29 protein-coding genes are annotated in these 26,852 nt (G+C 70.6%); 15 read left to right on the forward strand and 14 right to left on the reverse strand.

All coding sequences use genetic code 11. The features are described from left to right. Positions 1-59: 59 nt before the first annotated feature. Entirely contained in the window at positions 60-1,238 is a 1,179-nt protein-coding gene (locus tag ACIBEJ_RS47750) for a DUF418 domain-containing protein (protein WP_397189661.1), read from the reverse strand. Positions 1,239-1,323: 85 nt separating this feature from the next. Between ACIBEJ_RS47750 and ACIBEJ_RS47755 the strand changes: the two genes are divergently transcribed. Then, the gene (locus ACIBEJ_RS47755) at positions 1,324-1,923 is read left to right on the forward strand and encodes a TetR/AcrR family transcriptional regulator (RefSeq protein WP_397189662.1); all 600 of its coding nucleotides are present in this window, start codon (positions 1,324-1,326) and stop codon (positions 1,921-1,923) included. On the opposite strand, the gene ACIBEJ_RS47760 is transcribed toward ACIBEJ_RS47755, so the two are convergent. Further along, entirely contained in the window at positions 1,817-2,074 is a 258-nt protein-coding gene (locus tag ACIBEJ_RS47760; protein WP_397189663.1) for a hypothetical protein, read from the reverse strand. The two genes, ACIBEJ_RS47755 and ACIBEJ_RS47760, sit on opposite strands and share 107 nt — an antisense overlap. On the opposite strand from ACIBEJ_RS47760, the gene ACIBEJ_RS47765 reads away from it, so the two are divergent. Beyond that, on the forward strand, positions 1,980-2,231 hold the full coding sequence (locus tag ACIBEJ_RS47765; RefSeq protein ID WP_397189768.1) for a hypothetical protein: 252 nt from the start codon (positions 1,980-1,982) through the stop codon (positions 2,229-2,231). The two genes, ACIBEJ_RS47760 and ACIBEJ_RS47765, sit on opposite strands and share 95 nt — an antisense overlap. Before the next feature lie 14 nt (positions 2,232-2,245). On the opposite strand, the gene ACIBEJ_RS47770 is transcribed toward ACIBEJ_RS47765, so the two are convergent. Further along, a complete protein-coding gene (locus ACIBEJ_RS47770; protein WP_397189664.1) occupies positions 2,246-2,434 on the reverse strand; it encodes a hypothetical protein in 189 nt (62 codons plus the stop codon). Between the two features lie 151 nt (positions 2,435-2,585). Here ACIBEJ_RS47770 and ACIBEJ_RS47775 point away from each other — a divergent pair, with 151 nt between their 5' ends. Then, positions 2,586-3,248 (forward strand): hypothetical protein, encoded by a 663-nt coding sequence (locus ACIBEJ_RS47775; RefSeq protein WP_397189665.1) that lies wholly within the window; start codon positions 2,586-2,588, stop codon positions 3,246-3,248. Positions 3,249-3,309: 61 nt separating this feature from the next. On the opposite strand, the gene ACIBEJ_RS47780 is transcribed toward ACIBEJ_RS47775, so the two are convergent. Next, positions 3,310-4,389: a glycerophosphodiester phosphodiesterase family protein gene (locus ACIBEJ_RS47780; protein ID WP_397189666.1), complete on the reverse strand. Its 1,080-nt coding sequence runs from the start codon at positions 4,387-4,389 to the stop codon at positions 3,310-3,312. Between the two features lie 244 nt (positions 4,390-4,633). Between ACIBEJ_RS47780 and ACIBEJ_RS47785 the strand changes: the two genes are divergently transcribed. Continuing rightward, complete coding sequence (locus ACIBEJ_RS47785; protein WP_397189667.1) at positions 4,634-5,149, forward strand: SigE family RNA polymerase sigma factor; 516 nt, start codon at positions 4,634-4,636, stop codon at positions 5,147-5,149. Next, positions 5,146-6,339: a hypothetical protein gene (locus tag ACIBEJ_RS47790; protein WP_397189668.1), complete on the forward strand. Its 1,194-nt coding sequence runs from the start codon at positions 5,146-5,148 to the stop codon at positions 6,337-6,339. Before ACIBEJ_RS47785 ends, ACIBEJ_RS47790 begins: the two co-directional genes overlap by 4 nt. Here the strand turns inward: ACIBEJ_RS47790 and ACIBEJ_RS47795 are convergent. Together ACIBEJ_RS47795 and ACIBEJ_RS47800 are read right to left on the reverse strand one after the other, a co-directional pair. Continuing rightward, the gene (locus ACIBEJ_RS47795; protein WP_397189669.1) at positions 6,291-7,406 is read right to left on the reverse strand and encodes a sensor histidine kinase; all 1,116 of its coding nucleotides are present in this window, start codon (positions 7,404-7,406) and stop codon (positions 6,291-6,293) included. The two genes, ACIBEJ_RS47790 and ACIBEJ_RS47795, sit on opposite strands and share 49 nt — an antisense overlap. Positions 7,407-7,607: 201 nt before the next feature. Then, positions 7,608-8,804, reverse strand: a complete 1,197-nt coding sequence (locus ACIBEJ_RS47800; protein WP_397189670.1) for an MFS transporter — start codon at positions 8,802-8,804, stop codon at positions 7,608-7,610. Positions 8,805-8,868: 64 nt separating this feature from the next. Here ACIBEJ_RS47800 and ACIBEJ_RS47805 point away from each other — a divergent pair, with 64 nt between their 5' ends. Beyond that, positions 8,869-9,435, forward strand: coding sequence for a CGNR zinc finger domain-containing protein (locus ACIBEJ_RS47805; RefSeq protein ID WP_397189671.1), 567 nt, complete (start codon positions 8,869-8,871; stop codon positions 9,433-9,435). 20 nt (positions 9,436-9,455) lie between these two features. On the opposite strand, the gene ACIBEJ_RS47810 is transcribed toward ACIBEJ_RS47805, so the two are convergent. Together ACIBEJ_RS47810 and ACIBEJ_RS47815 are read right to left on the reverse strand one after the other, a co-directional pair. Then, complete coding sequence (locus tag ACIBEJ_RS47810; protein ID WP_397189672.1) at positions 9,456-10,046, reverse strand: GNAT family N-acetyltransferase; 591 nt, start codon at positions 10,044-10,046, stop codon at positions 9,456-9,458. A gap of 130 nt (positions 10,047-10,176) precedes the next feature. After that, positions 10,177-11,307 (reverse strand): ROK family protein, encoded by a 1,131-nt coding sequence (locus tag ACIBEJ_RS47815; RefSeq protein ID WP_397189673.1) that lies wholly within the window; start codon positions 11,305-11,307, stop codon positions 10,177-10,179. Between the two features lie 82 nt (positions 11,308-11,389). Between ACIBEJ_RS47815 and ACIBEJ_RS47820 the strand changes: the two genes are divergently transcribed. The 4 genes from ACIBEJ_RS47820 (at position 11,390) to ACIBEJ_RS47835 (ending at position 16,082) form a co-directional block, all read left to right on the forward strand. Further along, a complete protein-coding gene (locus ACIBEJ_RS47820; protein ID WP_397189674.1) occupies positions 11,390-13,651 on the forward strand; it encodes a phospholipase D-like domain-containing protein in 2,262 nt (753 codons plus the stop codon). A gap of 104 nt (positions 13,652-13,755) precedes the next feature. Then, the gene (locus ACIBEJ_RS47825; protein WP_397189675.1) at positions 13,756-14,655 is read left to right on the forward strand and encodes a sigma-70 family RNA polymerase sigma factor; all 900 of its coding nucleotides are present in this window, start codon (positions 13,756-13,758) and stop codon (positions 14,653-14,655) included. A gap of 92 nt (positions 14,656-14,747) precedes the next feature. Next, complete coding sequence (locus ACIBEJ_RS47830; protein ID WP_397189676.1) at positions 14,748-15,575, forward strand: NAD(P)H-binding protein; 828 nt, start codon at positions 14,748-14,750, stop codon at positions 15,573-15,575. Positions 15,576-15,653: 78 nt separating this feature from the next. After that, a complete protein-coding gene (locus ACIBEJ_RS47835; protein WP_397189677.1) occupies positions 15,654-16,082 on the forward strand; it encodes a YybH family protein in 429 nt (142 codons plus the stop codon). Between the two features lie 60 nt (positions 16,083-16,142). On the opposite strand, the gene ACIBEJ_RS47840 is transcribed toward ACIBEJ_RS47835, so the two are convergent. Further along, positions 16,143-16,688, reverse strand: coding sequence for a YceI family protein (locus ACIBEJ_RS47840; RefSeq protein ID WP_397189678.1), 546 nt, complete (start codon positions 16,686-16,688; stop codon positions 16,143-16,145). Positions 16,689-16,892: 204 nt separating this feature from the next. On the opposite strand from ACIBEJ_RS47840, the gene sigJ reads away from it, so the two are divergent. Together sigJ and ACIBEJ_RS47850 are read left to right on the forward strand one after the other, a co-directional pair. Continuing rightward, positions 16,893-17,762, forward strand: coding sequence for an RNA polymerase sigma factor SigJ (gene sigJ / locus ACIBEJ_RS47845; protein ID WP_397189679.1), 870 nt, complete (start codon positions 16,893-16,895; stop codon positions 17,760-17,762). 41 nt (positions 17,763-17,803) lie between these two features. Next, complete coding sequence (locus ACIBEJ_RS47850) at positions 17,804-18,628, forward strand: NAD(P)H-binding protein (protein WP_397189680.1); 825 nt, start codon at positions 17,804-17,806, stop codon at positions 18,626-18,628. A gap of 8 nt (positions 18,629-18,636) precedes the next feature. Here ACIBEJ_RS47850 and ACIBEJ_RS47855 read toward each other — a convergent pair whose 3' ends face one another. Next, on the reverse strand, positions 18,637-19,095 hold the full coding sequence (locus tag ACIBEJ_RS47855) for a MarR family winged helix-turn-helix transcriptional regulator (protein ID WP_397189681.1): 459 nt from the start codon (positions 19,093-19,095) through the stop codon (positions 18,637-18,639). 30 nt (positions 19,096-19,125) lie between these two features. On the opposite strand from ACIBEJ_RS47855, the gene ACIBEJ_RS47860 reads away from it, so the two are divergent. After that, the gene (locus tag ACIBEJ_RS47860) at positions 19,126-20,181 is read left to right on the forward strand and encodes a GNAT family N-acetyltransferase (protein WP_397189682.1); all 1,056 of its coding nucleotides are present in this window, start codon (positions 19,126-19,128) and stop codon (positions 20,179-20,181) included. Positions 20,182-20,186: 5 nt separating this feature from the next. Here the strand turns inward: ACIBEJ_RS47860 and ACIBEJ_RS47865 are convergent, their stop codons facing one another. Beyond that, complete coding sequence (locus ACIBEJ_RS47865) at positions 20,187-20,600, reverse strand: DUF6326 family protein (protein ID WP_397189683.1); 414 nt, start codon at positions 20,598-20,600, stop codon at positions 20,187-20,189. A gap of 172 nt (positions 20,601-20,772) precedes the next feature. On the opposite strand from ACIBEJ_RS47865, the gene ACIBEJ_RS47870 reads away from it, so the two are divergent. Together ACIBEJ_RS47870 and ACIBEJ_RS47875 are read left to right on the forward strand one after the other, a co-directional pair. Next, complete coding sequence (locus ACIBEJ_RS47870) at positions 20,773-21,918, forward strand: sensor histidine kinase (RefSeq protein ID WP_397189684.1); 1,146 nt, start codon at positions 20,773-20,775, stop codon at positions 21,916-21,918. Beyond that, the gene (locus ACIBEJ_RS47875) at positions 21,915-22,568 is read left to right on the forward strand and encodes a response regulator (RefSeq protein WP_397189685.1); all 654 of its coding nucleotides are present in this window, start codon (positions 21,915-21,917) and stop codon (positions 22,566-22,568) included. The genes ACIBEJ_RS47870 and ACIBEJ_RS47875 overlap by 4 nt, the downstream gene beginning before the upstream one ends. Positions 22,569-22,584: 16 nt before the next feature. Here ACIBEJ_RS47875 and ACIBEJ_RS47880 read toward each other — a convergent pair whose 3' ends face one another. The 3 genes from ACIBEJ_RS47880 to ACIBEJ_RS47890 all read right to left on the reverse strand — a co-directional run bounded on the left by ACIBEJ_RS47880 (position 22,585) and on the right by ACIBEJ_RS47890 (position 26,295). Next, on the reverse strand, positions 22,585-23,202 hold the full coding sequence (locus ACIBEJ_RS47880; RefSeq protein WP_397189686.1) for a hypothetical protein: 618 nt from the start codon (positions 23,200-23,202) through the stop codon (positions 22,585-22,587). A gap of 235 nt (positions 23,203-23,437) precedes the next feature. After that, on the reverse strand, positions 23,438-24,088 hold the full coding sequence (locus ACIBEJ_RS47885; RefSeq protein ID WP_397189687.1) for a response regulator: 651 nt from the start codon (positions 24,086-24,088) through the stop codon (positions 23,438-23,440). Beyond that, the gene (locus ACIBEJ_RS47890; protein ID WP_397189688.1) at positions 24,085-26,295 is read right to left on the reverse strand and encodes a sensor histidine kinase; all 2,211 of its coding nucleotides are present in this window, start codon (positions 26,293-26,295) and stop codon (positions 24,085-24,087) included. Before ACIBEJ_RS47890 ends, ACIBEJ_RS47885 begins: the two co-directional genes overlap by 4 nt. Positions 26,296-26,852: the final 557 nt, after the last annotated feature.

The following is a 26,852-nucleotide window of genomic DNA, read 5'->3' on the forward strand; positions in this document are numbered from 1 at the left end:
CTCCCGTCGAAAGGCGCAAGGAGAATGGCAGCATGTTGCCATTCCGAAGTGCACGCCTGTTACGGAGTGGGGCGACCGTACGTGAGCCGCCGCAACGCCGCCTCGGCCGGGCCTCTTCGCCCACCGGGCGCCAGCAGGGCGGCGAGGACCACGGTGGCCAGCCAGGCGATCACGGCGACGCCGGACGCCGCGGCGTCGCCGACGCGTGTGCCGAGCCCGCCCACGTACGGCGCGAACACCGCCACGAAGATCACTGACTGAAGGAGATAGCAGGTCAGAGACCACTGACCGCAGGCGGCGAGGGCTCGGACGACCGGCCCCGGATTCGTGCGCCGCATCCGTCCGGCGAGAAGTCCGATGATCGCCGCGTACGCGAGCCCGCCGGCGATGCCCGTCACGCTGTGCAGCGCGTACGCCGACACCGAAACCAGGTCCGACGGCGCCCAGAGCCGGGTGTCGATCAACGTCAGCGGAAGCCCACCGGCGAGCGCCAGCCCGGTGCCCACGACGGCGGTCCGGGAGAGAACGGCCTGATGCGCGAGCGGGTCCTCCAGCACGCGGCGCCGGGCGGCCCAGATCCCGAACAGGAAGGCCGGGATCACGCCGGCGGCGAAGTACGTGGGCGTCATCGCGAACCACCCGATGAGGCGCATCACGATCGCCCCGATCGGATCCGCCAGGGCGGCGGGCGTGTCACCCTTCGGCGCCGAGACGGTGAGCAGGCCGTAGGCGGACATCACCACCACGTGCAGCACGAGCCCGACGACCGCGGCCCGCATCACGAGCCGGTCCTCGCGCCGGATGAACCCCACCAGGGCGAGCCCGACCAGCCCGTACGCCCCGAGGATGTCACCGAAGAACAGCAGCAGCGCATGGCAGAAGCCGAACGCCAGCAGCCACAGGCTACGGCGGCGCAGCACCTTGCGTGCCTGGGGCCAGCTCTTGCCGGCGGCCAGTTGCCGGTTGGCCAGTTGGACCAGGCCGTAGCCGAACAGCGCGGCGAACATGGGCAGCGCCCGTCCGTCCACCAGGAGGATCTGGACACCGGCGACGAGCCGGTCGAGCGGGCCCCCGTCGAGGGCGTAGCTGCGGAAGCCCGTTTCGTGGCCGGACAGGTACATGTGCGCATGCGCCAGCGCGATGAGCAGCAACATCAGCCCGCGCGCCAGATCGGGCGCCAGCGCGCGGTGGACGACGGGAGTCGCCCCGTCCGTGGGGGCTGGAGAGGTGATGGACATGGCCTCAGCTTCCTCAGAATTAGATACACGTCTGTAGCTAACGGACAAAGTAAGCTACAGACGTGTAGCTATGCAAGGGACGGCGATGAGCGATCACAGCGCCAGGCCGCGCCGACGCGGCCAAGAACTGATCAAGGCCATTCACGACGCCGCGATGGAGGAGGTGGTGGAGGTCGGCGCCGGCCGGCTGAGCATGGACGGCATCGCACGGCGGGCGGCCACGCCCCGCACGACCCTGTACCGGCGCTGGTCGGACCCGATCGAGGTTCTCCTCGACGCGCTCTACCACCAGCATCCCGTCGAGGAACCGGCTCCCGGCGCGGACGACCTGCGCGGCGACCTTGTCCGCGCCCTGCGTCTCATGGTCGACTGGTCGCTCAGCCCGGCGGGCCGCGCGGTCGCCGCGATCCTCACCGATCCGAAGGGCGCCGCGCTGATGTCGCAGGCGTTGTTCGAACGCGTCTTCGCCGACAAGGGCGGCACGTTCACCCGTACCGTGCTGCGGCATTACGCCGACCGAGGCCACTTCCCCGCCGAACTGCTCACTCCCGTGGTGACCGACATCGGTGAGGCCCTCGTCACCAAACGCCTGATCGACACCGGGTCCGCGCCGAGCGACGCGGACCTGTGCGACATCGTCGACCAGGCGATCCTGCCCGCCATCGGGCTCGGCCCGAAGGCATGACCGCGCCCGCGGCGAGCTCCGCCGCTTCGTGCAGCGGGGTGAAGCCGCAATGTTCGATGATCTCCGTGGTGCCTCGCGAGGCCGCGTGCGACAACGGGGTCTGGCCGTGGGAGGTTTTCCGCTCGACGTCGATGCCCGCGTCGATCAGCATGCGCGCGATGGCGACGCAGTCGTCGTATCGCCGTCCAGCCGCGCTCGTCGGCGGCGTTCACATCGGCGCCTGCCGCCAACTGCTCGTAGACGACCCGCAGGTCCCCCGTGTACGCGGCGAGCCGCAAAGCACGCTCACCATCACCTTTTACTCGTAGAGCGCGACCGCCTCCTACGCGGCGCCGGTGGCACTGACGATCTCGGCGTAGCTCAGCAGCGCATACGCGTGCCGGCCCAGGTTCACCTCGGCCACACACAACGTGTGCAGGGCCAGCGCGAGGGTCGGCTCATGCGTGTCGGGATCGTCGGCCGTCCCGGCCCGGTCCTCAGGATGTGCCCGCCGGCCCGGCCGGGTCTGCACGCGTCATCGAGAAGGTGTGCGTTCAGGGAAGACTCATCCGGCTCGTGCGGGCGTAGCTTCTGAGCTGCCGATTGTCGGCTGCCCACCCCACGCGGACGCAGGCAGGAGGAACCCCGTTGACGTTCACCCACGGCCGCACGTGAGCTCTCCGATGGACAGCGCACCCGAGCTGCGCTTCGGCGACACCGGCGATGGCATCGAGCGCATCGACGATGTGAGCCGGATCAACGAACTGCTCTGGTCGTTGTCGTCGCGGGCCGCCGAGGTTCTCGCGGTCCATCCGGTACGGCGGCGCGTACCCCGTGACCGGCTGCCGCGATTCATCCAGCGGCTGGAGAACGGGGCGAGCTGGCGCACCATCGTGCCGCGAGCCCTTCTTGAGGATGCGGTGGCCGCCGAGTACTGCCAGAAGTTGCACGAGGCCGGGGACCGGCACCGGGTCACCGACGAGACGGTGCAACAGATGATCATCATCGACCGTCGGGTGGGCTTCGTGCCGGCGGTGCCGAACGCCAGCGCCGCCGGTGCCCTCATGATCCAGCAGCCGGGGGCGGTGGCCACGCTGGCGGATCTGTTCGAACGGGTGTGGACCCACGCCACCGACCTCGGCGCGGCCCGCCCACCCGCGCTCTGCGAAGACCAGATGCGCATCCTGCGGGTGATGACCACCGCCACCAAGGACGACGTCGCCGCCCGCCAACTCGGCATGGGTCTGCGCACGTACCGCCGGCACGTGGCGGCGCTGCTCGAAAGCCTCAACGCGACCAACCGGGTCCAGGCGGTCCTGGCCGCCAAGGATCGGGGCTGGCTCTAGCCCTCGGACCAGGGCGAGCCGGCACCGGCCGGCTCGCCCAAGGCGCGGGGTTCAGGGCCGGTTAGCCGAGGGCGGGGCCGTCGTACTGACGCGGGAGCGCGAATCCACGCGACGCCATCAGCGCGCGCAGCCGGTCCGGGTAGTCGGTGATCAGCCCGTGGACGCCGTCGTCCATGAGCTTGTTCATGGTGGCCAGGTCGTTGACCGACCAGGGGATGACCTTGATGCCGAGCCTGCGTGCTCGCTCGACCATGCTCCGGGTGACGTACGGCTGGTAGTCGGGGTCGTCGGCCGTGCCGTCCTCGGGGTAGCCGTGCACCGGCGAGAACGACGTGGCGCCGAACGAGGCGATGGCCTTGAGCGGGTCGCCGCCGAAGTCGTCGATGTCGATGCCGCCCAGCCACGGCGAGGCCCCCGGCTGGCCGATCTGGAGGAAGTGGTAGTTGTCCAATGCGACCAGCGGCAGGCGCGGCTCGACCTGGCGCATGCGCATCAGCGCTCCCCAGTCGAAGCTCTGGATCGTGACCTGGTCCAGGATGCGTGCCCGTCTGACCTCCTTGACGACGGCCTGGACGAACTGTTCGCGCGGCGCGGTCTGACTGGGCGCGCCGGCCTCGACCTTAGTCTCGACGTTCAGCTTGACGCGGTCGGCGTCGAAGCTCTTGACCAGGTCGAACACCTCGCTCAGCAGCGGCATCCTGGCCCCGGGCGCGGGCCGCTGACCGGGGAAGTCGGGCTGCGTCTTGGAACCGCAGTCCAGTGTCTTGATCTGCGCCAGGGACAGCGTGTGAACGAACTTACCGACATAGGGATACTCCGGGTCGCCGGGGACGGCGGGGCCGGTGTCCACACATGCCCGGCCTGTCTGGTGGCGGTCGTGGGTGACGACCGCCTTGCCGTCCTCGGTGATCTGGATGTCCAGTTCGAGCGTGGAAACCCCGACGCGCAGCGCGTTGGCGAAGGCGTCCAGGGTGTTCTCCACCACCAGCCCCATCCCACCGCGGTGCGCTTGGAGATCGAACCGACGCCGCTCGACGGTGTCGCGGGCGCCGTCGGCGGAGGCCGCTGACGCGACCGCCGGAACGGCGGTCAGGGGTACGGCCAGCAGGGACGCGACGATCGCGGATTGCCATTTGATCATTGCGTGGAGACATCCGTTTCTGTGGAGGGGACAGAGCGCAACGTTCGAGACAGGTGATCACCCGCGAGCCGGCCAGGGCTGCCGGTGATCACCGCTGTTCGTCTTCCACTGTGCCGAGGCGGGAGAGCCGGGCGGCGGCGTTGGCAGCCCACCTGCCAATGCCGCAGGGGCGTACTCCGTGAGGGGCGGAGCGACCCAACCTTCTGCCGATCGCCGGCGTCGGTAATGGGCGAGAGGAGTCATCTTGGACCCCAATGACAGCTTCCGCGAGTTCATGGCCGTCCATCAGCAGTCGCTGATGCGCACGGCCTACCTGCTCACGGGAGATCCCCACCTCGCCGAGGACCTGCTGCAGAGCGTGCTTCTGAAGATGCTCGGCCGCTGGCCCAAGCTCACCAGCCCGTCCGCGTACGCCCGCAAGGCGATGGTCAACCAGTACATCTCCTGGCGGCGGCGACTGGCCAGGGTGACCGAACTGCCCAGCGCCGTGCCGCCGGACCGGTCGTACAGCGCGGAGGATTCCACCATCGTGCGGCTCGTCATGCTGCGCGCGCTCGCGCAACTGCCACCCAGACAGCGGGCGGTGATCGTGCTGCGCTACTACGAGGACCTCACCGAGCACGAGACCGCCAAGCTGCTGAACTGCTCGCTCGGCACGGTCAAGAGCCAGGCCCACCACGCGCTGGCCCGGTTACGGACGCTGGCGCCGAAGTTCGCCGACCTGGACGAACTGGACGACCTGAAGGGAGCACACCGATGACCTCGCTGCGAGACGCCCTGAACGACGTGGCCCACAACGCCCCCCAGGCGGACCTGACCGAACAGACCATCAGGATCCGGCGGCGGCAGCGGCGTACCAGGACCTCGATCGTCGCGGCGGTCGCGGTCGTCGCCGTCGCGCTCGGCGTCACCTCCGCGGTACGGCTGCTGCCCACGCAACGCAGCCCGGCCCTCGCCCCGAAAGCCGTCACCGACCTGCCCGCGAAGGGAGTGGGACCGCTCAGCCACGCCGTCATGACGTTCTGCCGACCAGAGGTCGGCAAGCCGCCGGAGGGATGCGTGAACGGCGGCTGGCGGGTGGTCACCCGTGACGGCACGACCTACCGGGTGGCGCAGGCCCTGACCGGCTCCGCATCGGGACTGCGGCAGAGCCCGCTCGCGATCAGCCGGGACGGCCGCAAAATCGGCTACTACGACACCAAGGCCGGCACCTTCGCGGTCCGCGACCTCGCCTCCGGATCCGTGCACACCGCGCCGACGAAGGTGCCCACCGACTGGCTCGGCAGCATCGCCCATCTGCTGCTGTCCGACGACGGCCGCTTCCTCGCCTTCACCAAGCGACCACCGCTCAAGGACCCGGCCATGGTGTTCGACATGCGCGAACGCATCGCCCGGCCGCTGCCCAACGGCTGGAACCCCATCGGTCTGTCCCCCGACGGCGGCACCATCACCTTGGCCGAGTACGCGCCGAAGACCCGCCTGCGCACCATCACCCGCCTCTGGCAGACCTCCACGGCAGGCAACACCACCACGGTGAACGTCACCGGGACCTACCTGGTCGGCGCCCTCGGACTCGACGGCCGCCTGGTCGCGGCGGAGAGCGTGTTCACGGGCACCACCGGATGCCCCACCAGCGGCCCCGACCTCATCCACCTCGACCCGAAAACCGGCAACGTCCTCCGCAGGGTCCCCGTGCGGGGCCTGTCCATGGCGGCCAACCGCGTCTACCTGCGCGGTTGGACCGGCCCCCGCGAGATCACGGCCGTGGCCACGCCGGCGGTCTGCAAAGACCGCGACGACCAGGCGCCGGAGTCAACCCTCGACCCGCCGTACGTTCCCTTCACGATCTACACGGTGAACGCCGACACCGGCACGACCAGGAAGCTCGCCACCTACAAGGCTCAAAGCTCCTTCCACCTCGTACTCCCCGGCTTCCCCGGCACCATGTAGGGGATGCTCGCGGACACGACCGTCCCCTGGGCGCGGGCCGACTCGACGGTGAGGGCGCCTCCGACGGAGGCGGCACGCTCACGCATGCAGGTCAGCCCGTATCCACGACCGGGGGCGGCGGTGGTGTCGAAGCCGTCGCCGTCGTCGACCACGTCGAGAATGACCTCGTCGTCGGTGTAGGACAACGTGATGCTCACCTGCCTCGCCCGCGCGTGCTTGGCTATGTTGGCCAGGGCCTCCTGGGCGACTCGCAGCAACGTGGCCTCCCGCTCGGCCTCCAGCGGGCGGGGGTGGCCGTGCACCGTGACGGGTGTGGGCACCCCGCTGGTCACGGCCCAGCGGGCCGCCACGTCGGGGAGTGCCGCGTCGATGGTGGCGCGGCACAGCGGTTCGGGCCTGAGGGCTTCGACCGAACGGCGGGCCTCGTCGAGGTGTTCGCGGGCCAGTCGCTTGGCGACGGTGATGCGATGCCGGGTCGCGGCGGGGTCGTCGACGGCCTGTTCGGCCGCCTCCAGTTGGACCACGATGCCGCTGAGGCCCTGGGCGAGGGTGTCGTGGATCTCTCTGGCCAGCCGGGCGCGTTCCTGAAGGACGCTCATCTCGCCCTTCTGGACGAGGTGGTTGACGAACCAGCCCATGATCAGCAGGAGCAGGGTGCTGGCGAGGAACGTGGTCAGGACGCGAGGATCCGTGGGCAGTCTCGCGAACTGGCCGCTGGCCAGGAAGGACGTCAGGATCAGGCCGAACGCCCCGGCGTACCCCCATTTCCTGGGCAGCATCACCCATGCCAGCGGATACATGCCGAACTGCAGCAGTTCGTAGACCGGTTCCCCGCGCACGAGCAGGAAGTACAGGCCCAGCAGCACCAGGAAATGCCAGCCCATGGGGTGCAGCCGCTCCAGATCACCGCTGCGGCACAGGACGAGCAGCCAGTAGTACACGCCCATCACGAGGGCCGGCATGAGCGTCACCGGCCGCGCACCCGCCCCGACCAGTACGGCAAGGGCGGAGGAGGTGGCGAGGAACGCGTAGAACAGCAGGTGGAAGGCCCGGAGCCAGCGATCCATGCGAGCTGGAACCGCAAGGCGGCGAAGAGCATGCACGAACCCGATTATCCCGGGCGGTGAGCTGGTCAAGGGGCGTGAAGGGTGGTGCGGCCTGGCCGCTAGCTGCCGATGTCGCCCCGTGCGCCCACCCCGCCGGCCGAAGCGCACAGGTGCGCGACCGCGACCACACGCTGCGACGGCAGCATCGAGATGCCGCTGGTCTCAGTCGCCAGTCTTGATCGCGGGCGCCTTCGCGCGCAGGGCGGAGCGGCCGGCCGCGGCCGCCAGGATCGCTCCCGCCACGGCGGCGCCGGCGGCCGCGGTGAACGCCGCGGTGCCGGTGTCGCCCTGGTCGGTGAGCCGGCCGGCGATCGCGGTGCCCAGTCCGTAACCGGCCCACATGAAGGTGTTGAGCCAGGCGAAGACCTCGGTGCGGTGGTGGGCGGAGGCGTGGTCGGCGAGCAGCGCGGGCACGACCGCGTCCCGTGGCCCGGTCACCAGCCCGACGAGCGTGGCCAGCGCCGCGAGCGTGACGAAGCCGGGTGCCCAGCCCGAGGCGAGCAGGACCGCGGCCTCGACGAGCGAGAACAGGACCAGGAGGCGCCGGGCGGAGACCGGCCAGGCCCGCGCGCCGTACCCGAGAGTGCCGAGGAGTGCGCCGGCCGACAGCAGGCCCATCAGGACGCCGGCCGAGGCGGCCGATCCGAAGGCGCCGGCCGAGGCGACGGTCGCGATGCGCAGGCAGCCGAAGGCGAAGGTGCCGGTGGCGGCGATCGTCAGCAGGACGAGGGTGGGCCGGTGCGCGAGCGGCCCGAGCAGGCGGAACCTGCCGGGCGGGGCGGGTTCCACGCCGCGGATCGCGGGTGAGGTCAGGAGCAGCGCGGTGCCGAGCAGTACGGCGGCGCCCGCCCCCGCCACGACGCCCTGCGCCGGTACGGCCAGCGTCAGGACGGGCACGAGCATGGGCCCGGCGATGAACGTCAACTCGTTGACGGCGTTGTCGACGGCGTAGGCGGCGGGCAGTGCCGTCTCGGGGACGAGCCGGGGCCACGCGCCCCTGATCACCGATGCGGCGGGCGGGGTGGTGGCGCCGAGGAGCACGGCGGCGGCGATCATCAGGGTGGGCGGCGCGACGAGCAGGAGGCCGTAGGACAGGGCATGGGTGACCAGGTAGCCGGTCAGGGCGCGGCGCGGGCCGTACCGGTCGGCGAGCCGACCGCCCAGGGGCGCGCACACGGCCAGCGCGAGCGCGTGACCGGTGAGGACGAGCCCGGCGACCGTGTACGAGCCGAGCCGGTCGATGGCGGCCAGCAGCAGGGCGAGGCTGAGCACGGGCGTGCCCAGTTTGACGACGAGTCCGGCGGCGAGCAGCCGGGGGACGCCCGGGTGGGTGAGCAGGCGGCGGTAGAGGGCGAGCATGGCGACTCCGTTACCATCTAACTGAACTATGCCCATGACACCCGGAGAGGATGTTACTAGTCAAGTGGAAATAGCCTGTAACGTCACCCGGCAGGCTCCGCTGATCGCCGAGCTGGTCAATCTGGCGACGGCGCGGTGGCGGGGCGGATCGTCCGTGCGCCCGCTGCCGGGCGAGGAACTGGCGACCGCCTTCGCCGCCCAGCTCGGCGACCGCATGGGAACGGGCGTGCGCACCACCCCGGACGCGGGCGAGCGGCTGGCCGCGCTGGCCGCGCAGCTCCGTGGCGCGCTGCTGGCCGGGAGCCCGGCGGACCAGGCCGCCCGCATCAACGCCATGATCGTCAGGTACGGCGCGCAGCCGTACCTGGTCGAGGATGTGAACCAGCCCTTCCACGTGCACTTCCACGGCTCCGGCGAGACCGCGGTCGAGGCGCTCGGCGGGGAGTTCGCCACGGCGCTGGCCCTCATCGTGGACGGCTACGGCCCCGGCCGCTTCGGACAGTGCGCGGCACACCAGTGCGAAGCCGTGTACATCGACCTGACCAAGAACGGATCGCGACGCTACTGCGGCGCGGCCTGCACCGCCCGCGCCAAGACGGCCGCCTACCGCAGCCGCCACTCCAAGCCCTGAAGGCTGACCACGCGGGCGGGTCAGGCTTGGACCAGGCGCATGGAGATGTAGTAGTTGATTCCGGTCCGCTTGGTGTGGTTGACCTTCTCGCGCGTGAACTCGCGGAAGCCGAGCTTCTCGTACAGTCGCAGCGCGGGGGTGTTGATGTCGGAGATCTCGGCCAGCACGTACTCGTCGTACTGCGGCAGGCCGAGCAGGTGTTTCAGCAGGGCCGTGGCCACGCCCCGGCCCCGGTACTTCGAGCCGGTGGCGACGAACTCGAGGCTGGCCATCCTGTCCTTGGCGTAGGGCAGCGGGGTGTAGAACTCCCGCTTGAAGGCCATGTCGGCGATGGTTCCCTTGTAGAAGCCGAGATGTCGGCGCAGCTCGCGTTTGTCATGCCGGAAGGAGAGCTGCCTGCCGTCGGTGCACGCGGTGATCGCCGCGGGCCTGCCGTCGGCCAGGGCCACATGGAAGACATCGAGTACGAGCGCGTGCTGGAGCGCGTCGGCGAGCTTCTTCGGATCCTTGGAGAAGTAGGCGAAGTCGGAGCCGAAACCGTCGACGAAGATCTCGGCGACGGCGCGGCGGTGAGCCGCGCCCAGGTCGGTGGCGCGGGCGATTTCGATCATCGGTTGTCCTTTCTCCGGCGGGAGAGATTTCGTGGCGCACTCTCTCGACCAGAAACTCTTAACACCATACACAGTATCGCGTACAGAGATCCTCCATCGGGACCGGACCCAAATATGGTGGAGATCACCATTAACCAAGCGGTGCCAACGGTCCGGTTTCGGGGTTGAAGAACCGCTGGTCCAGGTGCTCCACCGCATGGCACACGGCCCCCAGGGCCACGCACTCATCCCCGAGAGCCGAGGCGCGCAGCTCCGGTGTGCGCAGGCACATCGCCTCCAGCTCGGCGCGGAGCGGTGGCATCAGGACGTCGGCCGAGCGCGAGAACCCGCCGCCGAGCACGATCACCTCGGGGTCGACGGTGAGCGTCATCGCCGCGGTGGCCATCGCGAGCACCTTGACGTAGCGCAGGACCGCGTTGAGCGCCTGGCCGTCCCCGCGCCTGGCCGCGTCGAACAGGGCCCGGCCCGAGTCTCCCGCGACCAGCAGGTCGGTGGAGTCGGCCAGGTGGAACAGCGGATGGACGCCGATCTCGCCGGCCGCGCCCGTGGAGCCGCGCAGCGGCACGCCGTCCAGGACGACTGCCGCGCCGGCGCGGCGTCCGATGTGCAGGTAGACGATGTCGCGCACGTCGCGGGCGACGCCGCGGCGGCACTCGGCCAGGGCGGCGAGGCGGCTGTCGTTCTCCACCACGACCGTGCCGGCCAGGCGGCGGCCCAGGTGGTCGGCCAGGGGCGTGCCGGACCAGTCGCGGATGGCCCGGGAGACGACGATGTTGCCCTCGCCGTCCACGTAGCCGGTGCTGCCGGCGGTGGTGGCCCAGACCTCGGCGGGCGCGGTGCCGGTTGCGGCCAGGCAGGCGTCGACGGCGCGGTCGACGGCGTCCAGGCGCTCCCGCCTGGTGTGCTCGGGGGTGACCGGCTCGCGGTGGAAGTGCTGGACCTCGCCGTCGAGGTCGGCCACGGCGACGGCGACCTTGTGCGCTCCTATGTCGATGCCGAGCACCCGGCCGTTCTCGGCACGGAACCGGTAGTGGCGGGCGGGACGGCCCTTGCCGCCGCCGGTGTGCGGACCCGATTCCGCGACCCAGCCGACGGCGACGAGGTCGCGGATCACTTCCTTGATCGTCGCCCTGGCCAGCTCGGTACGCTCCGCGAGCCGGGTGAGCGGGAGCGGGCCGGCCTCGCGCAGGGCGGACACGACAGCCAGGGCGTTGAGCCGTCGCAGGCGCTGGAGGTCTCCACCGCCGACAGCGCGGGTCACCGCCTTGGTCCCCTCTTGACGAGTATTAATGGTGGACTCCACTATAAATGTCACCTCGGGGGGCAGCGCAAGGAGAGGTCACATGATCAACGTCCTTCCCGGTTTAGTCCTGCTGCTCGGCCTGGCCGTACCGGCTGAGACAGCAGCTTCCTCGCACCTCACGGCACATTTCACCGCACCGAGCATCACCGGCGTCACCGACAGCTCGCTGGAGACCAGGCTCACCGAGCTGATCGACCTGGCGGCGCCTGGTTCCACCCTCCGCCTGGCCACCTTCGTCCTCGAACGGGCGGTCATCAAGGACAAGCTCGTCCAGGCCGCGCAGCGCGACGTCGACGTCCGCGTCGTCGCGGAGAAGACCGGGCACCACCCTCTGCTCGACCAGCTCGCCACCGACCTCGGCCCCGGCCACGTGGTCCTGTGCGCGGACGCCTGCAACACCGCCGGCCGGGACGTCATGCACCACAAGTTCGCCGTCTTCAGCAGGCTGAGCGACGGCCGGACCGACGTGGTGGCGCAGAGCTCGCAGAACCTCGACGCCAAGTTCGGCGCCCACCAGAACATGCTGGTCAGCTCGGGCGACGCGGGGCTGGCGGCCGGGTACCGCGGTGTCTTCGACAAGCTCTGGTCCCAGCAGGTTTATACCTGGTCGGCTCCCTTCACCTCCAGCAGCGGAAAGATCACCGCCTGGATGATGCCGCGCGCCGACGACCCGGTGGTGGCTGAGCTCAACGCGGTCACGTGCCCGGGCTCGATCCGGCTCGCCCAGTCGCAGTTCTCCGTCGAACGCGACGAGGTCCTCAAGTCCCTGGTGAACCGCAGGAACGCTGGCTGCTCCGTCCAGGTCTTCGTGCCCGACGGCAACCAGACCACGGCCGCGGCCAGGGAACTGGCGAAGGCGGGCATCGTCGTCCACACCTTCCGTCCCGGCGGCTGCCACGAGCCCGTCGGGACCTGCGGCGTGGCCACGATCCATTCCAAGATCATGCTGGTCGACGACGCGCGGGGCAAGAAGTACGTCTACACCGGCTCGCACAACATCAACCAGGGCTCCCTCGCCAGGGCCGACGACTCCTTCCTGCGCATCGACGATCCCGCGATCTACACGGCCTATGCCGCCAACCTGGATCTTCTCTACGAGCAGGCCATCAAGCTCGTACCCGCCGCATATCCGGACGCCGCCCTCCGGATGGCCGCCAACGGCCCGGCCGACCAGCGCACCCCCAGGGCCTCGGCCGAACGCAACGGCTACACCGCGCTCGCCTGGGAGGGCGGCGGGCAGGTCACCGCGCGCATCTACCGCCACGGCCTGCCGGTCACGGCTCCGATCCGGGTGGACATGGGCGGTGTCGGCTGCGCCACCGGCTGGGAACACATCCAGCCCTCGGCCGGGGTCGACGACGCCGGCAACGCCTACGTCGCCTGGGCCGAGAACGGCGACTGCCGTACCGAGCACAACATCGCCGTGCGCAAGATCTCCGCCACGGGCCAGCTCGGCGCCACCACCTGGGTCAACCAGCCGGAGTGGCGCGGCGACCAGACCCGCCCCAGGATCGCGGTCACCGGCGCCGGCGCGTACACCGTGGTGTGGGAGGACGGCGAGACGGCCACCGTCCGCGCGGCCGGACACTCCTCCTCCGGCACCCGGCTGTGGGGCCCGGCCGAGGTCAGTCCGGGCAACCGGCCCGACGTCGCGGTGGACGCCTCCGGCGTCGCCACCGTCGTCTGGCAACAGGCCCCCAGCGTGTACGGCACGCGCCTCGGCACCACCGGGGCCGTGGTGGCCGGCCGTACCAGGATCAACGTCAACGCCGCAGGCCAGCACCTCGCCCCGGCGGTCGCCACCACCGCCACCGGCGACAGCGTCGTGGCCTGGAGCGACAACCTCGACAACATCTGGAGAGTACGCACCCGCGGCTTCACCCCCTCCCTGGCCGGCCGCTTCGCCGAGATGCCGGTCAAGAACGGGCGCTACACCCTGGGTCAGGAGGCCGACGGCAACCTGGAGTACCCGCCCCTCTGCGACCTGTCCCGCTGCGCCGTACAGGGATCGCCGTCGATCGCGGTGGACCCGGCCGGGCGCTTCGTCGTCGGCTGGACCGAGTCCGACCTCTGGAACGACGACCGCTCCCACGAGGTCTACGCCAAGGGCTTCAACCCGAACGGCTCCACGACCGGCCGCTTCCCCGCCGAACGGATGAACCCCAACACGGTCGGCAACCAGTTCGCCACCGCGGTGAGCGCCGGACCCGGCGGATTCACCTACTTCTACACCGAGGACTTCGACATCAACGGCTACGCCGACATCGTGGCCAGAACCGGCTTCACCAACACCGCTTTCTGACCGAAACTCTCCCTACGGCGGAATCCAACGACGCCCACGCCGGCAAGCCATGCCGGCTGGGGGTCAGGTTGGCACGTGGGTTTCCATCAGGGCACCTTGGCCGTATGAGGCAGAGTGATGAGCACGGCCCGGCGACGCGGGTGTTCGCCGACCATCGTGAGCTGGTGTTCTCGATCGTCTACAACATGCTTGGCAGCGTCGCCGACACCGAGGACGTGCTGCAGGAGACCTGGGTTTCGTGGGCGGGCAGGTATCGGAGCGAGGGCGGCGAGCCCGTTGAGAACGTGCGCGGCTATCTCGTGCGGGTGGCGGTGAACCATGCTCTCGCCCGCCAGGCCGACGTCCGCAGGCGCCGGGAGACCTATGTCGGCCCCTGGCTGCCCGAGCCGCTTGTCACCGCCGACGACGCGGCGGACGCCGCCGTGCGGACCGAGGCGGTGTCGATGGCGTTGATGGTCGTGCTGGAGACGCTCAATCCGATGGAGCGTGCCGTGTTCGTGCTGTTCGAGGTGTTCGGCTACTCCCATGTGGAGATCGCGGAGATCGTGGGGCGTAATCCGGCGGCGGTGCGCCAGATCGCCCATCGGGCCCGCACGCATGTGCAGGCGCGCCGACCGCGTCACCGGCCCGATCCAGATCTGCAACGCGCGGTAACCGAGCGGTTCGTGGCCGCCGGGCTCGGCGGCGACCTCGACGCGTTCCTGGAGATCCTGGCGCCCGAGGTGACGCTGTGGGCCGATGGCGGAGGCAAGGCCAGGGCCGCGGGCCCACGACCGGTTCACGGCCGGGACAAGGTCGCCGACCTGCTCATCAACGGGTTCGCCAGACCGCTCGCGGGGACGGTCGGCATTCGCGACGTCCACGTCAACGGCGAGCCCGCGGCCGTGGTCATGGTGGACGAGAAGCCCTTCCTCCTGCTCGTGGTCGATCTGCTCCCCGGCGGCGACCGGATCGGCGGCATCTACGTGGTCACCAACCCGGACAAACTGCTCCGTCTCTCGTGAGACGTGGGCCACATTCCCCCTGAAAGCGTCACACCTGCCCGCCGGCTTTCCTCTCAGGCTGCGTTGGATGCTCACCTCGGAAGGGGAACGAAATGATCCTGGTAACCGGAGCCACGGGAACTGTCGGACGGGTCGCGTTGGACCTGCTGCTGGAGGACGGCCAGGAGGTGATCGCGGTCACCCGCGATCCCGGGCGGGCCGGCCTTCCGTCAGGAGTTCGCGTGGCACACCCCGGCACCGTGAAGGAGACGATGGGCGGGGTGAAGGGGCTGCTCGTCAGCCCGCGCGCGGCCGGGCAGGGCCTCAAGGAGCTGCTGTCGCTGGCCGCCGGGAACGGGGTGGAGCGCGCGGTGCTGCTGTCGGCGGCGACGGTGGCCCATCCGGCGGGAGATCCCAGGTTCGCCGACGAGTTCAAGGCGGCCGAGGAGGCGGTGACGGCCTCCGGTCTGCGGTGGACGCTGCTTCGGTGCGCGGACTTCGACGCCAACAGCCTTGCCTGGGCTCCGCAGATCCGCGCGACGGGCGTGGTCCGTGGCGCGTACGCCGACGCCGCCACCTCACCCATCCACGAGCGGGACATCGCGGCGGTAGCCGTACAGGCGCTGGTGAATTCCGGGCACGACGGACAGACCTACCTGCTCACGGGGCCCGAAGCGCTGTCACAGCGCGACAAGGCCCGCCTCATCGGCCGTGCCATCGGCACGGACCTCTCCTTCGAGGAGCTTCCCCCCGAGCGGGTACGGCAGGCGATGCTCGCCCAGGGCCTCCCGGCGGAGATCCCGGAGCGGCTGCTCGGTTCGCTGGCCGACTACGCCAAGCACCCGGGCCCCACCACGGACACGGTGGAACAGGTGCTGGGCCGTCCCGCGCTCACCTTCGGCGCCTGGGCCGCCGAGCATGTCGGAGCCTTCAGGAGCTGAGCCGGTCGCGCCTCACATTCCCGTGGGCTACGTCGTCGTACTGCTGAAACCATCCATGAACGCAGAATGGGGAATGCGATGACATCGATCGATGCCGAGGTCAGGGCTCTGCTGGAGAGTCGTGTCGAGGCGGCCCAGGTGAAGGACATCGACCGGCTCATGTCCCACTACTCCTCCGACATCGTCTACTTCGACGTGGTTCCGCCTCTGCAGTACGCGGGAACCGATGAGGTCCGTCGCAACTTCGTGCGGTGGTTCGGCGGCTACGACGGTCCGATCAGCCTGGAGACCCACGAGCTGAGCGTCGAGGCGAGTGGCGACGTGGCGGTCGCGCACATGCTTCATCTGGATTCGGGAAAGCGCACCAACGGGCTCGAGACCTCGATCTGGGTGCGTTCGACCGTCTCGTGTCGGCGCTCGAACGGGGCGTGGTTGATCACGCACGAGCACATCTCGCTGCCGATCAACATGGAGACGCTCCAGGCCTGGTTCCCGCCGGAGAGCTGAGCTCGACCGATCCCGCCGGGATTGCCCGCCTCCGCGGACAATCCCGGTGCGGATCGCCGTTCAGGACCGCCGGATCGCGGCGATGTCGAACTCCAGCGTCACCTTCTTCTCGACCAGGATGCTGGTCGCGGCGTTCCAGTTCACGCCCCAGGCGCTGCGGCTGACGGTGACCGTGCCCCGGAAGGTGACCCGGAGATCGCCCCGCGGGTCGTTCTCGGCGCCCGCCAGCTCGAAGTCCACGACAACCGGCCTGGTCACGCCACGCATGGTCAGGTCACCGGCGAGCTTGAAGGTGGACTCGCCGGTCTGCTTCACCCCGGTCGAGGTGAAGTCGATGGTCGGGTGGTCGCCGGCTTTCAGGAAGTTGCCGCTCAACTGCTCGTCGCGTTGCTGGTTGCGGGTCTGGATGCTGTTCGCCTGGATCGAAAGGCGGGCGCTGGACCTCGCCGGCTCGTCGCCGTCCAGGTGCGCGCTCCCCTCGAACTTCTCGAACTCGCCCCGCACCCTTGAGGCCATCGTGTGCCGGGCGACGAAGCCGATCCGCGTGTGGGTGGTGTCGAGGACGTAGTCGCCGGTCAGCTCGCTGAGCGCGATCGTGGTGGACATTTGTGGTCACTCCAAGTGGGCACGTTGTTCGTCTCGGTGGTCTGACGAGACATCGCGGCGAAATGTGAGGTGAGGCGCTGACCTCACATTTCTGGAGGCTGTCTCGTCGTACTGCCGAGCAGACGTACCTGAGGAAAGCGGGACACCATGAGCACCCCAGCCGAAGCGGCAGGCGGCGGGCTTGATCCGACCCTGAGTTCGATCATGAGCGAGCGACGGCGGCTGATCAACCTCGGCTACCGGCTCCTCGGTTCGCTGGCCGATGCCGAGGACGTCGTGCAGGAGACCTACGCCCGCTGGTACGCCATGTCCCCGCGGGAGCAGGAGGCCATCGACTCCCCCGGGGGCTGGCTGACGACGGTCGCCAGCCGTATCTGCCTCGACCTGCTCGGCTCGGCACGGGCCCGGCGGGAGCGTTACGTCGGCGAGTGGATCCCGGAGCCGGTACCGGACCGTACGGAGTGGACGACCGGGCGGCCCGGCAGCGACCCCGCCGACCGGATCACCCTGGACGAGTCGATCAACATGGCCTTCCTCGTCGTGCTCGAAACGATGACACCGGCCGAGCGCGTCGCGTTCATCCTGCACGACGTCTTCCGCTACTCCTTTACGGAAATATCCGAGATCGTCGGCCGAAGCCCGGCGGCCTGCCGCCAACTGGCCACCTCGGCCCGCAGGCGCATCCGCGCCGCACAGGCGTCCACGGCTCCGGCGGCCCGGCTCGGCGGCCTCGTCCGGGAGTTCAAGCTGGCCTGGGAGGCCAAGGACATCGACGCCCTCATCGGCCTGCTCGACCCCGACGTCACTGCGATCGGCGACGGTGGCGGGCTGGTCAGCGCCGTGCTCCATCCGGTCGAAGGCAGTGAGCAGGTCGCGCGTTACTTGATCGACATCGCCGGCCGTACAGCGGGACTGACGATTCTGGAGCGCTCGGTCAACAGCACACCCGGCCTCGTGCTCCAGGTGGACGGCGTGACCATGGCGGTGCTCGCGTTCGAGGTCACGGGTGACCAGATCAAGCACATCTGGGGCGTACGCAACCCCGACAAACTCCGGCTCTGGACGGCGGGCTGACGCTCGCCGCCTCATCCGGGACAACGAATGGGATATCAATCATGATGCTGGTAACAGGTGGTACGGGAAACGTCGGCGCCCATGTGGTCGGCCAACTGCTCGACGCTGGAGAAAAGGTACGCGTGATCACCCGGAATCCGGGCGCCCACACGTTCCCGGACCAGGTCGAGGTCATGCACGGCGACCTCAGCCGACCGGAGACCCTGCCGGCCGCCTTGTCCGGGATCGACCGGGCGTTTCTGTTCCCCGTCTTCAACGCCGTCGAAGGTTTCCTCGACGCGGCCAGGGAAGCCGGGTTGCGGCAGGTCGTGCTGCTGTCCTCGGCGGCCGTCACCTACCCGGTGCCCGGATGGGTGGGCGAGCAGCACGCGCGGCTGGAGCGGGCCGTCGAGGCGTCCGGGCTGGTGTGGACCTTCGTCCGTCCGGACGCGTTCATGACCAACGACCTGGCCTGGGCGCCCCAGATCGCCAATGGCGAGGTCGTCCGCGGGGTGTACGGCAACGCCGCCCTGGCACCCGTCGACCCGCGGGACATCGCCGCGGTCGCCGTCCGTGCCCTGCTCGACGCGCGTACCGGGCAGGCGTACGAACTCACCGGGCCCGAGTCGCTGACCCAGATCGACCGGGTCCGCATCATCGCCGAGACGATCGGCCGCCCGCTCCGGTTCGAGGAGCTCCCCCGCGAGGCGTTCCAGGAGCAGTTGGAGCACCACGGAATGCCCGCGCCCGCGGTGACGGAACTCATCGAGGGGCTCGCGGCCAGAGACGGCAAGGTGGCCCGCGTCCTGCCCACGGTCGAGGACGTCACGGGCCGCCCCGCCTCCACCTACGCCCAGTGGGCCGCCGACGCGTTCACCTCGATGTGACAGGCGACTTACGCCGGGTCCTCGAGTTTGCCGGCGATGGCTTCCAGGGCGGCGAGGTCGGCGGCCGAGAGCCGGTCGATGACGTGGCGGCGGACCGACTCCAGGTGGGCCGGGGCGGCGTCGTCGAGCGTGCGCAGGCCGTGCTCGGTGAGGACGAGGTAGCAGCCCCGGCCGTCGTCCGGGTCGGGCTCGCGACGCAGCAGGTCCCGGGCTTCCATGCGGGTGGCGTGGCGGGACAGCCGGCTGCGCGACCAGCCCATCTTGACCGCCTGCTCGTGCAGCGTACTGGCATGGCCGGGCCGCTCTGACAACGTGCTGAGCACTTCGTAGTCGGGTTCGGACAGGCCGATCGCGGCCAGGTCCTGCGCGGTCCTGGACTGGATCGCGATCATCATGCGCCGGAGAGCACGCCAGGCTCGCTCCTCGTCCTCATCCAGCCAGCGCACCGTCTCGTCACTCGTTGACATGTAAACAAAATAGCAGCTACTTTCGTTTCCATGGAAATGAAAAGAGTGCTGGTCCTTACGTGCAGCACCCGCCCCGGCGCGCTCGGCCCGATCGTGGAACGGTGGCTGATCGACACGCTCGCCGCCCGTGCCGCCGAACTCGGCGTGGAGCTGGTTCCCGTCGCCTTGCGTGATCTCGGCCTGCCGTTCCTGGATGAGGAGGAACACCCGGCATCGGGCGTCTACCGGCACGAGCACACCAAGCGGTGGAGCGCGACGGTGGAGGCGGCGGACGGCTTCATCGCGGTCACCCCCGAGTACAACTACGGCATGCCGGCCTCGTTCAAGAACGCCCTGGACTACCTGAACCGCGAGTGGGCGTGGAAGCCGATCGGCTTCGTCAGCTACGGCAACACCTCGGCCGGCACCCGGTCGGTCCAGCATGCCAAGCAGGTCGTGACCACGTTGCGGCTCGTGCCCTTGGGCGCCACGGTCGCCCTGCGCATCGGCGACACGGTGGACAACGGGCGGCTGCGTCCGGACCCCGGCCGTGACGCGGTCGCCACCGGCGTCCTCGACGAACTCGTCCGTCTCTCCCACGCACTGCGCCCCATGCGAGAGCGGGCGCACGGAGGCTCGCGGCCGGGGCCGCTCCCAGGCTCATACCTCAGGGCGCTCACCCCCCAAGACGCCCCCGAGGTCCTGGTGCTCCAGCGTTGCTGCTGGGTGGATGAGGCCGCCGCCAACGACACCCTCGCCATCCCCGCACTGGAGGAGTCGCTGGAGCAGGTACGCCACTGGTTGACCACCTGGGATGCCGTGGGCCTGTGGCGGGATGGCCGGCTTCTGGGCATGGTGCGATCACAGCGGGTCGACGACGACTGGCACGTGGGCCGGCTCGGCATCGTCCCCGATCTTCGCGGCCTGGGTGTGGGGCGCTGGCTCCTGCGTCAGGCCGAGGCCGCGGCCGCGGCGGACTGCCGTCGCATCGTGCTGGCCACCGGTGCCAGGAGCCGGCACAACCTCCGCCTCTACCAGGCGGAGGGCTACCGCACGGAGTCCGTGGACGGCACGACGACCGTCCTCGCCAAGGCGATGCCGGCCTGACCGGCTCAGCTTCTCGGCCACGTCCAGGCGACTCGAGTGATCGCGAGCATCAGCAGGGTCATGACGACGATCCCGGCGATGTAGTAGATCCAGGTCTCGCCGACGATGGTCACCGCCGCCGTCACCACGTAGAACAGGCTCACGACGATGTTGGCGAGCCTGTTGACCCGGGCCCTGGCGACCAGGGAGACGACGACCATCAGCGCCGGAACCACGACATAACAGGTCGTGAGCAGGAGGAACATCTGGTCGATGGTGAAGCCGGTGCTCGACACCCTGCCGGCGAGCACGCCGTTGATCACGTCCTTACGGAAGAAGCCGAAGATGTCGACGTACGCGAACACGAACAGCGTGGCGACCCAGAGGCCGCAGAGCACGACCTTGACGTCGATCCTGGTGTCGGTGAGTTCCCTGATCATGGCTGGTACCCCTCCCGGTGGCCCGATGACGCCGAACGGCCTCCAGTCTGGGCAGGACGAGCCGCCCGGCGCCCGAGCCGTACGGACAGAGCTCTCCCTGGCCGAAAGGCCAGGTTGACGGCTGTTCTTACGGCCGGTCCGTCACGACCGCCCGGAGGCTACTGTGGCTTTCGTGCCGAATGCAGCGACATCGTGGTGGGATGCGGTACGGCACGCGCCGCCGCATGACCGGCGCGACTGGGCACTCGCCGCGATCGTCCTGGCCGGAGTCGTCCTCGAAGGCGCGTTACGCCAGGACCTGACCTGGCGACCGGTCGCCGTCGTCTTCGGATGCGGTCTCGCGCTCGCCACCCTGCTCCGGCGGGCCCATCCGCTGGCGGCGGTGGCGTACGCGTTCGGCGGATTCGCGGCCCTGGACGTGGCCGCGTTCGTCGCGGGCGCCGAACCCGTGGCGTTGCTCAGCGGTTGGACCGTCCTGGTGCTCGTCTACTCGCTCCTGCGGTGGCGTGGCGACCGCGACGCGGTCATGGGGCTCGCGGTCGTGACCCTCGCGATCGCGGTCATCGTCGGCGTCGACTTCCCCGGCATCGCCGAGACGATCGCCGGGTCCGCGCTGGTGCTCCTCGCCGCGGCGCTCGGCGCGTCCGTCCGCTACCGGGCGGCCGCCCGCGAGCAGCGGATCGAACAGGCGAAACTGCAGGAACGGGAGCAGTTGGCCAGGGAACTGCACGACACCGTCGCCCACCACGTCTCCGCGATCGCGATCCAGGCTCAGGCGGGACTGTTCCTCGCCCGATCGGCCTCGCTCAGCGGGGCGACCGAGGCGCTGGAGACCATCGACCGCGAAGCGGCCCGGACGCTCGCCGAGATGCGCACGATGGTCAGCGCGCTGCGCGACCGCCGGCGGCAACCGGCCACGGCGCCGCAACGCCGTATCGCCGACATCGAACACCTCGTCAGCAGCAGCACCGACGCGCTGCGCGTCGGCGTGCGGCTGAGCGGCGACCTGACGAACCTGTCACCGGCCGTGGAAGGCGCCGTGTACCGCGTGGCCCAGGAGTCGATCACCAACGCCACCCGCCACGCGCTGCAGGCGACCCGCGTCGAGGTCGAGGTGGACGGCGACGCCACCGAGGTGCGGTTGACGGTCAGCGACGACGGCGCCCGCACCGCGCCGGGTGCCGACCGGCCCGGTTTCGGACTGGTCGGCATGACCGAGCGCGTCACCCTGCTCGGCGGCACGCTCACGGCCGGGCCGAATCCGGACCGCGGCTGGAGCGTGCGGGCCGTCCTCCCCCGAGGGATCGCCGCGCCATGACCGTTCGCGTGCTCGTCGCCGACGACCAGGGCATCGTCCGGGCAGGACTGACCACGATCCTCAACAGCCAGCCTGGAGTCGAGGTGGTGGGCCAGGCGGCCGACGGTCGCGAGGCGGTCGCGCTCGCCCGCCGGCTGCGACCCGACGTGTGCCTGTTCGACATCCGCATGCCCGTCCTGGACGGCATCGAGGCCACCCGCCTGGTCGCCGGACCGGATGTGGACGATCCGATCGCCGTCGTCGTGATCACCACGTTCGACACCGACGAGTACATCTACGGCGCCCTCAGAGCGGGCGCCCGCGGCTTCCTCCTCAAAGGGACAGAACCGGATCAGTTGCTCCGGGCGATCCACGCCGCCGTGCACGGTGACGCGCTCATCGACCCGGCCGTCACCGTCCGGCTCCTCGCCGCCTTCGCCACCACCGGCCCACCCCCCGCACCGGCGCAGCCCATCGACGCGCTGACGGACCGCGAGGAGAACGTCCTCGGCCGGGTAGCACGAGGCAGGACCAACGCCGAGATCGCCCGGGAACTGCACATCAGCATGAGCACGGTCAAGTTCCATCTCGCCGGCCTCATGACGAAACTCGGCGTCCGGAACCGGGTCGAACTCGCCATCTGGGCCTACCAGACCAACCGCGTCCGCTGACATGGCGATCCTTCGATCAGTGGGTACGGCGGGCGGCCAGGCGCAGGCCGAGATGGGCGTGCGCGCCCAGCAGCCACGCGGCGCTGACGTACACCGAGACGGTGGAGCCGCCGAAGATCTGGGCCACCATGGTCACCGGGAACCACATCCCGGCGAGCAGCGGCAGCCACCGCAGCGCGCCCCGGTACCGGCCGCGGGCCGCGATGACGATGCCCAGGACCAGCATGCCGAGCTGGCTGAGCGGCCAGCAGGCGTCGAGGATCATCAGCGGCAGCGGGAAGTCGCCGTGGGTGGCGTAGCCGAAGGACAGCGCGTTGAGCACGAACGCCCCCGCCAGCAGCGCGAGCAGGCCGACCGGGATGATGCGGGCCCAGCCGTCTCCGGCGCCGCGCGTGGTCAGGACCGTCTGGACGAACGCGAACAGGCCCACGACGAACAGCATGCCGGTGATGGTGTCGAGGGTCTGGATGCCCTCCTGGATCTTCTCCCCGACGATGACGGTGCCGATCGCCCAGGCGGTGGACCCGATGGCCAGAAGGAGGCCGGCGATCCGGGCGCGTGCCGGGTCGGTGGGTGGCGGGGGCGCGATGGGGTCGTCGGGGTTGACGTTGCTGGGGACGGTGCGGCTGGACATGTGGCTCCCTTGGGTCGGTGCGGGCCGGTGGAAGCAGAATCTCGCCGGCCCGTCCCGGGCGCCCAGGGAGAACGGTCATGCGCGCGGTCCCCGGTCTGCCCGGCCCGCCGGGGGACCGCCGTCCCGCACGACCCGGTCCGCCAGGACCGTCGGAGGACCGCCGTCCCGCACGGACCGGGACATCCCGGCCGTCGCGCACGTGCGCGAGCGGGGAGCCCGGCGACACGGGCGCCGGTCACTGGCCCAGGCCGGCCTCGCGAGCCTGGATGATGGCCTGGGCACGGTCGGCGACCTGCAGCTTGGCGAAGACGTTGGAGACGTTGTTGCGCACGGTCTTCGGCGACAGCGACAGGCGCTCGGCGATCTGCCGGTTGGACAGGCCGGCCGCGATCAGGTCGAGGATCTCCCGCTCGCGGGCGGTGAGCTGCTGGAAGGGCTCCTGGCGGGGCGGCCGGACGGCGGCGAGCTGGGCGAAGTAGCGCGTCACGCGTTCGGCCAGGGCCGGGCCGAAGATCACCTCGCCGCTGGCCACCGCGGTGATGGCGCGCAGGATCTCGGTCTGGTCGGCGCCCTTGAGCAGGTAGCCGCGGGCTCCCGCGAGCATGGCGGCGAAGACGCTCTCGTCGTCCTCGTGCATCGTGAGCACCAGGACGTGCGTGTCGGGGCAGGTGGCGACGATCCTCGCGGTGGCCTCCACGCCGTCCAGGCGGGGCATCCGCAGGTCCATCACGACGACCTGGGGGCGCAGCCGTACGGCCTCCGCGACGGCCTGCTCGCCGTCGGCCGCGGTGCCCACCACCTCGGCCTCCCCGGTGGAGTGCAACATCATCCGCAGCCCGTCACGGTAGACCGGGTGATCGTCGGCGAGCAGCACGCGAGGCGTCACGGAGCCGCCACCGCCGTGGCGGGCAGGACGGCGTGGACCCGGGTGCCGCCGTCACCGGCGGTCGCGACGACGCACCTGCCGCCCAGTTCCTCCGCGCGCTCCCGCATGCCGAGCAGGCCCACGCCCACCGCGGCGCCGGGGCGCAGGCCGCGTCCGTCGTCGGTCACCTCGACCTCCAGCTCGCTTCCGGCCACGGCGACGCGCACATGGCATCCGGCCGCGCCCGCGTGCCGGGCGACGTTGGTCAGAGCCTCGCAGACGATCCGGTACGCCGCCACCTCGGTCGCGGCCGGCAGCGCCGTCAGATCCCCTTCGGCGTCCACCCGGACGGCCAGCCTGCCGTCGCGGAACCGGGACGCCTCGTGGCGGATCGCACCCGCGAGGCCGAACTGGTCCAGGGCCGGCGGACGCAGGTCGTGCACCAGTCTCCGCACGTCGCCGAGCATGCCGCTGAGGTCGGAGCTGACCTGGTCCAGCGCGGCACGGGCGGCGTCGGCGTCGCGGGCCATCAGGTTGTGCGCCGCCTGCACCTTCAGCGCGGCGGCGGCCAGGGTGGGGCCCAGCCCGTCGTGCAGGTCGCGGCGGAGTCTGCGGCGTTCCTCGGCCACGCCGTTGACCAGGCGTTCGCGGCTGTGCTGGAGCTCCTCGGTCAGCGCGGTGGCCCGTACGGCGGCGGCGGCCTGCCGTACCACGTCGGCGAGGAGCCGCTGGGCGGCCTCGGCGAGCCGCGCGCCGGGGCGCGGCACGAGGGCGAGCCGGCCGATCGGCGCCTCCCGGTAGGCGAACGGCAGCACGACGACGCCCGCACGGGGCGTGCCGTGCTCCACCACGACGGTCCTGCCGTCGGCGCGGTCAAGCTCGACCCGCACGTACGGTGACCGGTACGCCGCCGACACCGCCTTGGCGACCTCCAGCAGCAGGTCCTCCGGCCGCGTGGACTCCTCCAGGCGGCGGGCGAGCGCCGAGACCACCTCGTACGGCTCCGCCCGGCCGGTCAGCACCCGGTTCACCCATCGCCGCACCCGTTCCCGGAGCGGCGCGTAGATCACGCCCACCGCGACGGCCGCGAGCACGGCGGCGACCGGTTCCCCGATGACCGCGCCCAGAGCGGCGAAGATCGGGACGTCGATCGCGACGACGGCCAGCGCGAGCCCGCCGTACAGCAGGGTCCAGCCGAGCACGGGATCGATGTCGTAGAGCCGGTAGCGGCTGACCGCCACCAGGACCGCCGCGGCCAGCGCCACCAGGCACAGCACGAACCCGAGATCCTGCGGCATCCCGTCCAGCACGGCCGAGGCCAGCATCAGGGCCGCGTTCAGCAACGCGGCCAGCAGCATCCAGCGCAACTGCGCCCGGCGCTCGCCCGACGACCCGCGGAAGCGCCAGGCGAAGGCCGCCACCGGCACGGGGAGGCCGGCGAGCAGGAGGGCCGGCGACACCGCGTAGGCCGCGTGCCAGAACGTGTCGGGGATCAGCGGGATCGGCACGTCCAGTCCGGGCAGGTAGTCGTGCGGCGACACGATGCGCCAGGGCACGAACAGGAAGATCAGCACCGTCAGGCCGGTGGCGACGAGCGAGACCTGGGCCGCCCACCGCCAGCGTGGGGAGACCAGGCGCCCGTCGGGGAAGAACAGCAGCACGAGCAGCGGCACCAGGTTCAGCAGGGGGCCCAGGCGTGCCCCCGCGTAGACGGCGGCCGCGGTCAGCGGGAGGGAGCCGTCGTGGCGGGTGACCGACAGCACGGCGTACGCGCCGGCCAGGCCGTTCACGCAGGCCACCAGTCCGCCGGCGAGCAGCAGCCAGGTCATGAGGTGGCGTGGCAGGCGTACCGCGAGCACGCCTCCGGCGATCGCCAGGGCAGCGCCGGGGACCGTCGAGGCCCACACCTCCCAGTCGATCGGCTCCGGCCGGGTCACCGTTCCGGTCGCCACCTCGATCCAGGAGGCGGTCACGGCGGCGACGACGGATGTGGCGGCCAGCGCCACCGCGCCGCCCGCCAGCCGCCGGTCAGCCGCCGAAACCTCGGTGGAGCGGGTGGAGGTGGCGGGCTCTGCGCCCGCCGTATCCGCCGCGCCCGCCGTATCCGCCGTGGTGGCGGGCCCTACGGCGGCGCCGGGCTCGGCGGTGCCGGGCGGGACTGAGCCTGCGGGGGCACCGGCGCGATCTGGTGCGTTCTGGTCACGGCCGGTGGCACAGGGGTCGGACACGGGGCCCAGAGTGCCACATACCGCGTCCCGCGAGCACGGGAGCGGGGTCCCGCCGGTGTCCCGTCCTACCCGGGACACCGGTCCCGCCCACCCGGCGCCCGACTCGCGATGGCGGCCAGGCGCGAGGATCCTCGTGCCCGGCCGGGTCGCGTTTGCCGACCAGGTGCGGGGATCCCCGGGTCACGCCGGGGCGCGGTCCCCGCCTGGTGCGGGGTCTCCGGGTCACGCTGGGGTTACCTGGGCGGCGACGAGTTCGGCGTATCTGCCCTTCGCCGCCATGAGTTCCTCGTGTGTGCCGCGTTCCAGGACGTGTCCGGCGTCGAGGACCACGATCAGGTCGGCGTCATGGGCGGGCGGCCACCGATGACGTCGTTGAGTGCGTCGTCGGAGAGCTCCGCGGCATCGTGCAGGTCGACGAGGAGTGACTCCTCCTTTCCGGGTATGAGAGGTGTCGCGGGTGCGATGATCGAGATCGTTCACCGCGCCCGTCCCGGGCGCTCAGAGCGGATAGTCCCGAACCTGCCGTCGTGGGCGCGGCTCGTGTCCCTCCCGGACAG

Origin of the sequence: Nonomuraea sp. NPDC050790, assembly GCF_044456745.1 — a bacterium.
GTDB lineage: Bacteria > Actinomycetota > Actinomycetes > Streptosporangiales > Streptosporangiaceae > Nonomuraea.